Origin of the sequence: Mesorhizobium sp. M0296, assembly GCF_040321675.1 — a bacterium.
In the GTDB taxonomy this organism is placed as follows: Bacteria; Pseudomonadota; Alphaproteobacteria; order Rhizobiales; family Rhizobiaceae; genus Mesorhizobium.
Window position 1 is genome coordinate 63748 of the sequence record NZ_JAMYRZ010000019.1, and the last position, 12624, is coordinate 76371.

Genomic DNA, 12624 nt, shown 5'->3' on the forward strand with positions numbered 1-12624 from the left:
TTTATGAATCTTTGGCCTCAGAGGTTTTGGATACTGCGTACATGGCAGCGAAGGTGACTGTCATGATAGCCACCACAACGAAGACCCAGCCGCAAAGGTCCCACATTGAGGTAACCATGCTCTGAACGACCCGGCTGCGGGGCCAGGCAAGGAACAGGCGCCATCCGTAGCAGACGACGGCGAGCACGATTGCCACCACCAGTAGGTTCGTACTTTTCCGCAGTTTGAAGGCGCCATCCCACGATTTGCCGATAAGGACGACTACGATCGACAGGAACACAGAGATGGCGAGTGCCGTATTGACGAGCGCGTGCGGTACGTCCGGGCGTAGGATAGCGGTGTCTTTGAATAGCTCGATCCACGCTTCGGCAAACGTCAGCGCGACGCTGGGTGTCATGCTAAATATGAATTCGAAGACCTGTTTCACCGTTCAGGCCCGAACATCGGCATGGGAATCGAGCCAACAACGCGGTTGTCCGGGGAGATAAACTCGTAATAAGCTGTAACAGGTACTAAACTGGATGTCGCCCCGGATATTTTAAACACGATATCCCCTTTGGACCCCAGCGGCGTAGCTTCCTCGTTAGTCTCGAAGAAAGCCTTGTAATACGATTCCGGTGCCGTCACAAATCTCGGCCTAACCCGGATGTCGTCAGGGTTGCCATCCGGCCTACCTTTGTACTTCTGTGCACTGTAGGTGAAAAAGCTTTCAAACATACCGTCGACCGCAGCGATGCCGATCACCCCATTAATCTCAAGCATGGTCTCCCGGGGTTTGTCCGGATTGCTCGGAAAAAACACCCGCACCTGGTCTCGGTAGCCCTCCTTCGGTATTCCGGGCTTGGCCAGTTCATGACCGCGCAGGGTGTTTGCTATATTACACGGGTTGTCTTTGGCGTTTTCGTCTTCGTCGGCCGCCGAGCCCATGAATTGGGCGTCCGTGAAGTCTCCGAGATTGCCATATTTGATGCAGCCGTTGACCGCCCTAGGGTTGAGATCGTTGCTAATCCGCGGTTCAGTTGCCACATCATCTGAGGGTACATAGGTGCCCTTGGGGCCGGCGACATGCCAGGTGACGAGCAGGTCGGTATCGCGGTCAAAATTTCCAACACAGGACACATATCGGCGAAGCTTGCCGACTTCCTCGACCCATGAGTTGGTGACGAAATTAAAGTTGCCGACATGGTGTTCTTTTCGGGTGTCGCCTGTCGGGCAGTCTGCTGCATTTGACGGAAAGGCAAACGCGACCAGCGGCACTGATAGTAGAGCTAACGCTGCATACTGGAAAATCTTCATTAAATCCCCCCCAAGTCCCCTGAGTTCGAAAGCGAACTACCCAGTCAACTCAAAATACAGCAAATCTTCAAGGGAATTTCGGGAAGTCCCGCGCCCGACGGAGGGAGGGGGAGGACGCGAAGGGCGCGGGCTGATCGGGCAATCCGATTTCGCAGCAGCGTGTCTCGCAAAACTCCATGATCAGGGTCAGGTTGTGCAGCAGCAAATGTCGTCCGGCAGCGCCACCTGATATGGGTAGGCGCGGTCGATCGCTGAGTAAGATAGCTCACCCATCCTCCGACCCGGCATCAGTCTTGATCTCCCATCTCTTGTGATGCCACTGCCGGCTGAAGCCTGAGGAGATCGCGACCCGAAAATATTGAATCTCGCGCTCCAGGTAGGCAACCTGGACGATCAGTGCGCGAACCGCAGCTCTCGCATCGCCGCCACAGGAGACGATGACGGCGTCGACGTCGCGCTCCAGATCGTCATCCTGGCCGGCTAGATTCTCGGCATGCATCAGGCCGCCTAGTTCGACGCCATGGGGCCGTCGTAATGGATCTTGATGAGCCCCGGAACTGCTTCGGCGATCTGTTCGATCCGGCCTTCGAGATAGCCGTTGTGGAGCATCGCAGCCTTGAGAGCTTTCAGCATGTCGCCGCCGTGGCGTGCAATCAGCTTTTCGGCCGCATGAGTTTCCTTGTACATTGGGCACCTCACTTTCGTGCGCGTGCCACAGTGAACAAAATAAGAACAAAATAGTCAAGTCGGCCGAACTCTTCCCGTCATCGACAATCGCCGTCCTTTCGTCACTGCTCACTTCAGCCGTCAGGAAGCCGCGACCTGCCTGGCAGGGCGCGGCCGTCGGTCACTTCGGCTTGTTGTCGTTGTCGGCTTTTTCGTCGAACTGCACCTGATAGCTCACCTCGACCTTGGCGAGGAACGGAAGCGAGAAGGCGACGGAGATCTTCAGCTGGCCCGTATTATGATGCGGGGCCACTTCGCCTATTATGGCGTCGGGGGAAATGCTCGGCGATTGCCGGTTGATGTACAGACGAAGGCGGCGGCCGGTCCTCTGGCAGAAGGTTAAGAGCGTTTTCATGAGGTAGATCCTCCAAAGTGGTTGTGCGCAATCGCGAGGCTCGAATTCGGCTGGAACTGCCAAGTGCACCGCGTCAGCGGTCGCAACGCAGCGAAGGGTTGCGCGCCGGGGCAGGGCCTGCCGTATCGTCCGCAGCATAAAGATTGCGAACTGCCACTTTGGAGCTGCCGGATAACGCGGCCTTCCTAGCCCCGGCCGCCTATCAGCATCATCAATCGGCAAATCGCCAACCGGCCGTCAGGCTGGTTCCCCGTCGTCTTTTCGCTGGAGTGAGCGAGGAGATGGCTGCGGGTTCGACTGCCGACAACGACAACAAGCCGAAGTGACCAGCCGAACCGCGACGCGGGGCGGCTGCCGTGGTGGGGGGGGGGGGGGCGGGGCGGGGCGGGGGGCGCGGGGGGCCCCGCGCGCCCCCCCCCCCCCACCGTTCCTGGCCCGTTCGATACGGGCCTGGAGCGGGGTAGTGTCTCGTTCGAATTTGGCGTACGAGCCCAAAGCGCGGACCGAGGGCGCGTTCGGCTAAATCAGGCGGTCCGCCCCGCGATGATCGCGACCACGGCGACTGCCGACGAGGTCGCTTCCAAGCACAGTGCCGCCAGCTGACGCGTCGCCGTCCTGCGGTGCTGAAGATGCACCGCAAGGTCCAGCGAAGCCTTGATGTGCGCCCGGACCTCCTTGTTGTTCCCGCCCGGCATCTCGTGATGCAGCCACGCATCGAGCAGCCTGCGCGCGTCGGTCCGGCCGATCTGGGTGCCCTTGTCGTCGACGAGCGGATGCACGGCGGGATCGTGCGTTGCCTGACCTAGCGAGATCAGTATCTCGCGGCAGGTCAGCCCAACACCTTGCCAGTCTTCCTCGGCAGATGCCCTGTCGAACTGCATCCTGGCCTTGCCAATCTGGCGGTCCACCAGCTCCCAACCAGTCGGCTCTCGCTCGCCCACCGGGCTGGGGTTGTGGACCCGGCCCACGGCAGCCGCCACAGGCCCGGCGAATAGCTTCCGGACGTATTCCCGACGCTCGGTATAGCTGCCCCAGTTCTGTTCCTTCCAGAAATGGTACCAGTCCCAGAGTGACCCGTGCGGATTCTCGTACTTGATACCCGCGCCGGAACACCCCTCGACCAGCCGGACCTGTCTTGCGATGTAGTAGTCGTCCACTTCTTGAATCTGTTGTTTGCCAGTGCCCACGGCAATCATCATCTCCCGGTGGATGATGAGGTCCGGGAGGAGCGTGGCCGGCCCGTCCACGGGGTCGCCTGCCTGCTTGACGATGATATCGGTGGGAGGACGACCTTCGTGGCTGGCGCGCCTGCTGAGAGCAGCCTCGGCGATCCGCTTGCGGTCGTATTCTGGAAGTGTGGACAGCGCTTCTGTGAACGGCTGCGGAGCGCGGACAACGACGAGGGTCTGCCAGCCTCCGAAATCCCCGCTCGTAACCCCGATCTCGACGCGCGCGTGCAGGAGCAGCGCCGACAGGTCGCCGCGCCTCAGGCTGTCGAGGAAGGCCCTCGTGTTGTTTCCATCCGAATCTGTGTGCGTCATGCCCTCAGGAAAGGTCCGGATGCGCGTGCAAGCAAGCGCATGCTGCTATCATCCACCGCTGACGATGGATTTTGGGGGCTTGAACCGTTTCGAACCACCAAGCCACCATTCCTTTCATGGACGGGTATCGCTTTGAAGGCCGAAATACCATGGCGCTGGCACGGAGGCTTGTCTTCCACCGGCTGAAACTCGCGCTGACTTGCCGAGCGTTCGCGAAGCTGCCCGGTTGCGATGAACTTCAAACTTGACTGAACCAGCGGGTCAGATACTTTTTGCTTCGTGCTTTGAGAAAAAGCGGCGCCGGGCATCTTCGTCAGCCGCATGATAACCGACGACGGTTTGCCCCCTCACGTCGAAGATAAGAAGAAACAGCACCAGCCCAGGCTGGCCGCGCTGCCGACATAACTTCCCAAACAAGAACCTGGCTGCCGCCTGCGATGGTGTGCGGCCCTGAACGCTTATGGAGAAGATCATGCGGTTTGCATTGGTGAACGACGTGCGGTGTGAGACCTCGCCTGGATTGATCGGTAGCTGCCCGGGCTGCTTGCAGCCGATGATTGCAAAGTGCGGGACGCAAAGAGTCTGGCATTGGGCGCATCGTGGTAACAGGAACTGCGATCCGTGGTGGGAGCCGGAAACCCCGTGGCATCGCGCATGGAAGGACCAATTTCCCTCGGGATGGCAGGAAGTGATCCGGAGCGACGAGGCAGGTGAGAAACATATTGCGGATGTGATGACCGAAAATGGCTTGGTTATCGAGTTCCAACACTCACACCTGCCTGCGCGAGAGATGTCTGCACGCGAGGCGTTCCATCGGAATATGGTCTGGGTCGTGGACGGAACGAGGCTGAAGAGAGATCGATCCCGGTTTCTTGCAGCTCGAAGCTCTTTCAGGCCCACTTTGATGAAGGGCCTTTTCGTTGTGTTCTGGCCAAAGGAAGGCTTTCCTTCTGCGTGGCTTGACTGCGCTGTGCCGGTCTTCTTTGATTTCGAATGTTTCGGAACAGCAAACGAAGTGTCGGAGCAAAATCGCGACATACTCTGGTGCTTGTTGCCGGGGCGTGCCGAGGGGCACGCCGCAGTCTTGGCTGTTTCGCGGAGTACGTTCTTGGATGCGGCTCGGAAGCGAGCACAGATCATTCCTAGTCAAACAATAATGGAAATGATCGCGGCCGACTTGAGGCGCGAGAGGGCGGTTGCCGAACTAAACGCGCGGCGTTGGGCCTATGCACACCCTCCGCACCGGAAATGGTTCCGCCGGCGTCGCCAATCGAGATTCTAGGCGGCGAGCGCGCCGCTGGCCCGGCGCTGCTGCTTTCGCCCTCGAAAGCTGATTCCTGCAGGTTACCGCACAATGCCGAGTCGTTCACCAAGGCTTGGCCGGTGCGGCGGCCCGGCTTCCTTGAGCATCGCCAGAATCATTTCTCGCTTCAGCCCACTAACCTCGTATCCCTGTGCTCGCGCTGTCTTGATGATCGATTCCAGGGTCAAAAATTCCTCCAGGAAAGTGCCGAACCACAGCGCGCACTCGTCGGTATTGGGATGCGGAAAGCCCTGCAGAAAGAAGGTTCGCAACGGCGGATCGTAACCGATGGTCCCTTGCGCATCCGTTGCAGTCCCGTTTGTGATCTCCACAGTGTATCGGCTCATTGCCGTTCCTCTCGGTGATTTCGATGATGACAACCGGCCGCGCCGGCAATGGGCGCGGCCGCTGCGCTATTTGAAAAGCGGCATTATCCGCTCGTTTGTGAGTGCGGCGCGGTTGGTCTGGAACGTGTAGCCGTCCCAATCCTTCCATGCCTCCCAGCCTTGCGCGGTGGCGCGTCCGTACCAGACACGCACCTTCACCGCGTTTTCGGACAGCGTCTCGACAATCGAGACGGTAAAGCTCCCGCCAAGCTGAGACGGCGTGTCGTATACGGTGACATGGCGGCGGGCGGGACGCCCGAAAGGGGCCGCACTCATGCGGCACCTTCGGCGCTGATCGCCTTCATCACCCGTTCGGCGGCCCATCTCCCCGCCTCGTTCAAGTGCCGCTGCCACGCGCCTTGCGACGGCGACCAGCGGAAGCCGTTGGCCTTCAGCGCCCGCCGCGTCGCCTCGTCGGGCTTGCCGGGAAAGATCATCTGAATGCGCGCTATATCGGCATTTTCCTTGATCTCGACGGCTCCGGCCTGTGTCTCGACCTCTTGGCTTTGCGTTCCGCGCTCGTGCATCCGCGTCAGGAATTTCAACCGCCCTTGCAGGCGGCGGATTTCTGCGCGGTTGCCCGCCGTGTCGAATCCGCGTTTCCATTGCCAGCCGGCCAGCACGACGCCGCGTGCCGCCACTTCTGCCGAAAGGCCGGTCCGGGCGACGATCGCCGCAATCATGGCCGCGTCGTCGGCGCCGTCTTTTTCCATGCGCCGGATAATGGAGTTCGCGGCCTTCATCTTGTCGATCGACAGGGCCAGGCCTTCGATCTTTGCCATGATCCGCTGCAACGCTGATGGATCGCCCGAGCGGATCGGCTCGTCATCCGCGCCGTGGGGGAAGGCTTTCCGCTTCACCACTTTCCGGGCCGCTGCTGAATGTGCGGCAAGATCGGCGCGGCGGGCATCGGAAATCTTCATCCGCTTTTCGTTGCGGGCAACGGGAAAGCGCGCCGGTCCAGTGATAAACCAGTTCATGCAGCGGCCCTCCGCAACCCAATAGCGCCGCGTCAAATCGACGTGGCGGCGGGTGAAAGCCTCGATCTCTGGTTCCGGGTTCGGTGCGCTCGCCTTCTCCCACAGCTCCACGACGTAGCCGGCAAACTCGTTCAGTCGGTGGGCCAGTTCGTCAAGCTCGGCGTTTGCGCGCCGGTCTGGAAAGTGGGTCAGTGCATCGAACTGGTGTTCGATATCCTTCGCCGCAATGTTTGCGACGAAGGTTCCTGTCACGATGGCGAGGCTTCGGTTTTCCACGATGGCGATTTTCATCATGCCTCTCCTTCGACAAAGGTCGGGGCACGGCGGTCAATCCTGACCTGCAAGCCCATCAATGCGCCGGAGATGATCAGCCCTCCCGCCGTCATCTCGTCGTGGGTCGCAAACACCGGGTCCAGGACCGGACGGCAGCACTTGAAATGCGCCGAAGCGTCTTCAAGGCTTATCAGGGGAGAGTGGTAGGGCTCGCTTCCGTCACCGCCGACGAGAACGAGTTTGCCGGCCAGCGGCTGCGGGTATCCTTCAAAGATGGTGAAGGCGGTTAAGCCGTCGCGCAAGCCTTCCTCGTCAACGAACAGGGAATGCCGTTCATCGAAGCGCACGACCTCGATCGAGCGGCATCCGACCAGTTCATAGATCGGTTTGAAGCTGATTCCGGCCGGAAGCTCGACGGCTCGAAAGATCGTGGTTTCGGGGTCCAACAGGTAAGCAGTCTGTTTCATGGTCTAGCCCTTTCTTTCTCCGCGAAGCGGTCTCGTGCCCGAAGGGGCAGGAGCCCCGCTCCTGCTCCCGAGCTCGCGCGGAGCAGCGGGAGAGAGGGAGGCAAGGGAAAAAACGGAGGGGGTTCGCCCGCCCGAGGCAAAGCCGAAGGGGCGGCGCATGATCCGCTATGCGGATCCGCGTCGATCCTGCACGGAGCGCGGCCGAAGGCCTAAGCGGAGGAAGGACGGGGAGACCGTTTTTTTCCTTGCGAGGGAGAGAGGGCAGGGCCCTCTTTCCCTCTCTGAGGCAAACAAAGTCGGCCGCGATTGAAAGGAGCCGTCGCTGGCTCGCGCCAGGACGGCTCCCGCGGTGAGTGGCAAGAAGGGCTAGCGACTTACCATCACCAACTCGTATTGCCCGAGACGCGCGCACTATGCTGATTTCGCCCCGTTCTGTAAACGGCCGATATGCCAATTTGGCGCACTCTCAACGGCGTTCTGGCTGCGTAGCAGCCGCGCGTCCGATCGTCACCCGGATGGGCGGAGACTGGCCATAGGCAAGGCTCCGTGCCGAAGGCATAGAGCGGTTTCGCGAAGCGACGCGCCCAAATTCTGGCAAACCGACCAGATTCCAAGGTGCATCCAGTCAACCAATTCGGTTACATTGATTCGAACGAACACCGAAGATCAACAGCACGTGGCAGGAGTAATGGCAGGGCCTTCTTTCGAGGAATGGATTTCGCACCTCGGTTTACAGCAGATCAACGATCCGCAAATTGAAAAGCCGATCCATCGGAAAACCAGCTTCGGCGAACTGGAGTTAAGCGCCGAAATCGAAAAAAGTTCAGCACCAGCCTTCGTAAGGCTCGCGACCGACGGAAAATCCCGCAAGCTCGCGCCGATGCTCGGGCTCAGCGACCAGGTTTATAATCGCTACGAAAACGCGGTTTCGCGGCTGACTGTCGGCCGGCTCCTTCACATCTTCGAAGTGCTGAGCATTTCACCGGTGGAGATCCTGTATCCGGTCGCGCCGCATCTTTGGGGTGAGGACCAGGCCGAAGCGGAGACTCGTATGGCGATCGTTGAAAAGCTGGGGAATTTCGACGGTCCCACGCTTGAAGCCATTTTGAGCTTTCTTCACCACCTGAAGACGACAGAGATTGACGAAGCGGCAACGGCTATGACGGCGCGGCGCCAGCCGCGCCATCATTCTTTGCTGCCGTTCATGTTGCAAACGGGAGTGACATTCATGGCGGCAAGTAACAACCGGCTCATGAAGGCGAGCGAGGTTCCGGCATTTGTAGATGCGATCATCAAGGCAGGCTGCGACATCTGCGCCATCGGCCATCACGGATATGTACTCGGGGACGTCGACCTAACGCCGGCAGAACGAGAAGTCGTGTGGCCGAAGATTAAGAAGATCGAGGAGACTTACGGCGATCGCGATTTCCTCAAGCTGGAAATCGTTGCCTACCTGCGATCGATCGGGCGCTATCTCGACCTAGATTCGCCGGCAACGCACTGGTCAGAGAATACGAGAACTCGTCACTGAAGCCGGCGACATCCTCTCCGCCGTTCTGCGAGAGGAGACTTCGGCCTATTGCGGTCAAGGTGCTGGAACAAATTTGACGGCTGTATATTCTCTCGACATGAGCGAGACCGCGGTCATTAGCCTCGATGAGGCCGTCCGGTGCGAGATCCGGCGCGAGCTTGCCGTTGCCAGGGCGAAGCACGGCAACAGCTGGGAAGTCCAGTCGATCGCCAACAGCTGGGGCCACACCATGGATGATCGAGAGACATTGGCGGCAATTCGCTTGCTCAACCGCACCGGCTCGATGTTTGCCGGTGTTATTTGCTCCATACACTGATGCTGCCTCCCAAGATCGGGCCGGGCGATCGTCTGACCATAGTCGATGTGGCGAAGGTATGGGATGATGGCCGCGTGACATTCGCGCTTTCCAGATCGTGGGATCGGAAGGCATCATGAAATGGGCGCGTCGAGCTACCAGCGCCCGTGACCGGCCGAGCGTGCCGGCTGGAGTGTTCCCGCCGCTATTGCCGACCCTGGTTGATCGCGTCCCGCAAGGCCCTAACTGGCTGCACGAAATCAAATGGGACGGCTATCGGATCGGCGTCTATCTCAACAGAGGCAAGGTCAAAATCCTTACCCGCAACCTCCACGACTGGACCGTCAGGTTTCCGACCATCGTCTCGGCGGTGGCCGAGCTCGACGCCACGGACGCGATAATAGACGGCGAGGCGTTCGTCGCCGACGACAAGGGCTTGTCGCACTTTTCCAGTCTTCAGCGGGCTCTTGGCCGCGGCGGGAGACGTCAGGACATCATGCTTGCCGTCTTCGATCTGCTCAAGGTCAACGGCGAGGATCTTCGCGATCGGCCGCTCGTCGATCGGCGAGAAGCGCTAGCTGATTTGCTGGGTGAGACGCCGCCCAACGGCATTGTCTTGAGCGACGAGATCAGTGGAGGCAGCGACATACTCGCAAAAGTCTGCCAGTTCGGCTTCGAGGGCATCGTTTCCAAGCTGCGCATCAGTTCATATCGATCCGGCCGCAGCCAAGAATGGGTGAAGACAAAATGCGTGCTGAGTGATGAGTTCATCGTCATCGGCTACGAGGCTGGCAATAGTTACGGCGGTCTGGGAAGCGTACTTCTGGCGAATGTCGAGGACGGAAATCTGGTCTTCGCCGGCGGCGTTGGCACCGGCTTCAATGCGCGCACCGGGCCGGAAGTAAAGCGCCGGCTCGATGCCATTCAAATGGATAAGCCACCAATTCCCGGTTTGAAGATGAAGAGTGCGGTATGGACGCGGCCGGAGATCGTGGTCGACGTCGAGTATCGCGGCTGGACCGAGGATCACCAGCTCCGCCATCCATCGTTCAAGGGCATTCGCGAAGACCGGTCGGTTGACGAGTTTCTATGAAAGAGGACGCCGCCTGGTTCATCGGCTGTGGAATTTCTGATGCAACCCCCACGCGGCGGTGTTATCCGGTTTCAGCCCCGGTCATCGAGAGAAGGTCGGCGAACCCGAACTCTGCGGGCCTTTTCGGGCCAGAAAGAACCTCCCCGTGTGGGGGTGTTGGAGGCGGCGTCAAACTTGGGCCGCCCAGACCGGCGGGCTTAACGCTTCCCTAACCATACGGAATGCATTATGCGTTCTCCTTATGTTCCGAAAGCGCATCATGGCCGGCACGACCTCGATCGAATGGACGGACGCGACCTGGAATCCAGTGACGGGTTGCACGAAGATCAGCGCCGGTTGCGACAACTGCTATGCTGAACGGTTCTCGGAGCGGTTTCGGGGGGTTCCCGGACATCCGTTCGAGCACGGCTTCGACCTGATGCTGCGGCCAGAGCGGCTCGAGTACCCGCTCACCTGGCGGCAGCCGAAAATGATCTTCGTGAACTCCATGAGCGACCTCTTCCACAAGGAGGTGCCGTTCTCGTTTGTCGACAAGGTCTTCGACACCATGGAGAGAGCAGATTGGCACACGTTCCAAATCTTGACGAAGCGCAGCTCTCGCATGCGCGACTACGTGAACAAGCGATATCGAGACGAGGCCGCACCAGCTCACGTCTGGCTCGGAACGTCAGTGGAAGACGGATCAAGGAAAACCCGCACGAGACACATGCAGGGGATGAATGCCTCAATCAAGTTCCTGTCCGTTGAGCCGCTCATCGGGCCGATGGGCAGCATGGATTTGAACGGCATCGACTGGGTGATAGTGGGTGGAGAGAGCGGCCCGAAAGCGAGACCCATGCATCCGGATTGGGTTCGTGAAGTCCGTGACCAGTGTATCGACGCTGGGGTTTCATTTTTCTTCAAGCAATGGGGCGGAATACGCCCGAAGACCGGAGGGAGAATCCTCGACGGTTTCGAATGGAATCAGCTACCATCTGAAGAACCAAGCCAAGGAATAGTTTCTGTCGCGGCAGAATAACCTCCAGCCAGGATCATATGAGCGTCTACAGGGATCGAGAGCAGACCCAAGCCAAGCATATTATCCTGAGGAAATATCTTCAGACCTTGGCCTTCAAACTTCTTCATGGCGGGCATCGCACGTTGACGTACGTGGACGGTTTTTCCGGCCCATGGGAATCACAAACGGCTGACTACTCCGACACCTCCTTCATGATCGCGATCAACGTGCTGAAGGACGTACAGAAGCAGATGCTGGCCCAAGGCAAGCGCAAGGTCATCCGCTGCTTCTTCGTCGAGGAAAAAGCTTCGTCCTACTCGAAGCTCGAAGAAATTGTGATGAAACATCACGATCCCGCCAATGATTTCTATGTGCACACCTTCCACGGTCGTTTCGAAGATGCCGTTGACGAGATCATGAAGGTGGTCGGGATGTCATTCGCCCTGACCTTCATCGACCCGACGGGGTGGACCGGCTACGAGTTCGACAAGATTTCACGGATCATGAAGCACAGGCCGGGCGAGGTCCTGCTGAACTACATGTTCGATTTCATCAACAGGTTCACGGCTTGGGACAATCCAAAGATCGCCGCCAGTTTCGACGGCATTCTGGGCAAAGACTGGAAGGCTCGGATAGAGGCATCTCCGCTTGCCAGGGACGAAGCGGTGCAAGCGATTTTCGCCGAGGAATTCAAGAAGGCCGGGAACTTCACCTACGTCCTGTCGACCCCGATCGAGAAATTGGCGGACCGCACCCATTTTTGCATCGTATACGGCTCAAGGAACGTAAAGGGACTGGAGGCTTATCGGGAAGTTGAATACTCCGCGATGAAGGAACACGGCATGCGGAGGCTCGAAGCCAAACAGGCGTTGCAGGAAGAGAAGAGCGGCCAAACCAGCATGTTCGCCGTGAGCGCCCTGCACACAGTCCCGCCGATCGATCATCAGGTCGCTGAATACCGGGAACAGGCAAAGGTCTGGCTTCAGGACGAACTAAAGGAAAACGCCCGCGCTTTCCCGTTTTCGCAGGTTTGGCCGCCGATGCTCGAGACATTCATGCTCCGCAGAACAGACGCAAGGAAAGTGTGTGCCGAGCTGGGGAAAGACGGGATCATCCCTGAGACATGGAAAGCAGGCGGCTCCAAGAGGAAGACTCCGGACGAAACAGACATGATCGGCCTGGTGGAAACCGTCATCATACCTCAGATCAGTTCCGTCGCGGCGCAAGCAGCCGATCCAGAAACGCTTGTTTGATTCTGTCGACCTTATCCTGGGCATCTCCCCGCCGCTCAAAATAGATGTCGACGGCATCGAGGTTGATGTACGTACGCCCGCCGAAGATCATGAAAACCTTCTCATCGCCGCTGTCGCAAGCGAAGTCG

General features: G+C 59.1%; 17 protein-coding genes. 6 read left to right on the forward strand and 11 right to left on the reverse strand.

Annotated features, from left to right (window positions below; translation table 11 throughout):
- Nucleotide 1: 1 nt before the first annotated feature.
- From NKI97_RS19170 to NKI97_RS19200, 7 genes are all read right to left on the reverse strand, one after another.
- On the reverse strand, nt 2-427 hold the full coding sequence (locus NKI97_RS19170; RefSeq protein WP_352835903.1) for a hypothetical protein: 426 nt from the start codon (nt 425-427) through the stop codon (nt 2-4).
- Nucleotides 424-1296, reverse strand: a complete 873-nt coding sequence (locus NKI97_RS19175) for a hypothetical protein (RefSeq protein ID WP_352835906.1) — start codon at nt 1294-1296, stop codon at nt 424-426. The genes NKI97_RS19170 and NKI97_RS19175 overlap by 4 nt, the downstream gene beginning before the upstream one ends.
- Nucleotides 1297-1561: 265 nt before the next feature.
- Nucleotides 1562-1795, reverse strand: coding sequence for a hypothetical protein (locus tag NKI97_RS19180; protein ID WP_352835909.1), 234 nt, complete (start codon nt 1793-1795; stop codon nt 1562-1564).
- Nucleotides 1796-1803: 8 nt separating this feature from the next.
- The gene (locus NKI97_RS19185; RefSeq protein WP_352835911.1) at nt 1804-1983 is read right to left on the reverse strand and encodes a hypothetical protein; all 180 of its coding nucleotides are present in this window, start codon (nt 1981-1983) and stop codon (nt 1804-1806) included.
- 160 nt (nt 1984-2143) lie between these two features.
- Entirely contained in the window at nt 2144-2377 is a 234-nt protein-coding gene (locus tag NKI97_RS19190) for a hypothetical protein (protein ID WP_352835914.1), read from the reverse strand.
- Nucleotides 2378-2901: 524 nt separating this feature from the next.
- Complete coding sequence (locus NKI97_RS19195; RefSeq protein WP_352835917.1) at nt 2902-3918, reverse strand: hypothetical protein; 1017 nt, start codon at nt 3916-3918, stop codon at nt 2902-2904.
- 261 nt (nt 3919-4179) lie between these two features.
- Nucleotides 4180-4392, reverse strand: coding sequence for a hypothetical protein (locus NKI97_RS19200; RefSeq protein ID WP_352835920.1), 213 nt, complete (start codon nt 4390-4392; stop codon nt 4180-4182).
- Here NKI97_RS19200 and NKI97_RS19205 point away from each other — a divergent pair.
- Nucleotides 4391-5200 carry a competence protein CoiA gene (locus tag NKI97_RS19205; protein ID WP_352835923.1) on the forward strand — a complete coding sequence of 270 codons (810 nt, stop codon included), beginning with the start codon at nt 4391-4393 and terminating at the stop codon, nt 5198-5200. The genes NKI97_RS19200 and NKI97_RS19205 overlap by 2 nt on opposite strands.
- 62 nt (nt 5201-5262) lie before the next feature.
- Here the strand turns inward: NKI97_RS19205 and NKI97_RS19210 are convergent, their stop codons facing one another.
- The 4 genes from NKI97_RS19210 to NKI97_RS19225 form a co-directional block, all read right to left on the reverse strand.
- Nucleotides 5263-5553 carry a hypothetical protein gene (locus tag NKI97_RS19210; RefSeq protein WP_352835926.1) on the reverse strand — a complete coding sequence of 97 codons (291 nt, stop codon included), beginning with the start codon at nt 5551-5553 and terminating at the stop codon, nt 5263-5265.
- Between the two features lie 81 nt (nt 5554-5634).
- On the reverse strand, nt 5635-5883 hold the full coding sequence (locus NKI97_RS19215) for a hypothetical protein (RefSeq protein WP_352835928.1): 249 nt from the start codon (nt 5881-5883) through the stop codon (nt 5635-5637).
- On the reverse strand, nt 5880-6881 hold the full coding sequence (locus NKI97_RS19220) for a hypothetical protein (protein WP_352835931.1): 1002 nt from the start codon (nt 6879-6881) through the stop codon (nt 5880-5882). Before NKI97_RS19220 ends, NKI97_RS19215 begins: the two co-directional genes overlap by 4 nt.
- Nucleotides 6878-7327 carry a DUF3846 domain-containing protein gene (locus NKI97_RS19225; protein WP_352835933.1) on the reverse strand — a complete coding sequence of 150 codons (450 nt, stop codon included), beginning with the start codon at nt 7325-7327 and terminating at the stop codon, nt 6878-6880. The genes NKI97_RS19220 and NKI97_RS19225 overlap by 4 nt, the downstream gene beginning before the upstream one ends.
- Before the next feature lie 1228 nt (nt 7328-8555).
- Between NKI97_RS19225 and NKI97_RS19230 the strand changes: the two genes are divergently transcribed.
- The 5 genes from NKI97_RS19230 to tcmP all read left to right on the forward strand — a co-directional run bounded on the left by NKI97_RS19230 (nt 8556) and on the right by tcmP (nt 12496).
- On the forward strand, nt 8556-8858 hold the full coding sequence (locus NKI97_RS19230; protein WP_352836060.1) for a Y4lK-related protein: 303 nt from the start codon (nt 8556-8558) through the stop codon (nt 8856-8858).
- A 73-nt stretch (nt 8859-8931) separates the two neighbouring features.
- On the forward strand, nt 8932-9174 hold the full coding sequence (locus tag NKI97_RS19235; RefSeq protein WP_352835936.1) for a hypothetical protein: 243 nt from the start codon (nt 8932-8934) through the stop codon (nt 9172-9174).
- A gap of 115 nt (nt 9175-9289) precedes the next feature.
- Nucleotides 9290-10246 (forward strand): non-homologous end-joining DNA ligase, encoded by a 957-nt coding sequence (ligD, locus tag NKI97_RS19240; protein ID WP_352835939.1) that lies wholly within the window; start codon nt 9290-9292, stop codon nt 10244-10246.
- Between the two features lie 259 nt (nt 10247-10505).
- On the forward strand, nt 10506-11264 hold the full coding sequence (locus NKI97_RS19245; RefSeq protein ID WP_352835942.1) for a DUF5131 family protein: 759 nt from the start codon (nt 10506-10508) through the stop codon (nt 11262-11264).
- 17 nt (nt 11265-11281) lie between these two features.
- Entirely contained in the window at nt 11282-12496 is a 1215-nt protein-coding gene (tcmP, locus tag NKI97_RS19250) for a three-Cys-motif partner protein TcmP (protein ID WP_352835945.1), read from the forward strand.
- Nucleotides 12497-12624 lie beyond the last annotated feature (128 nt).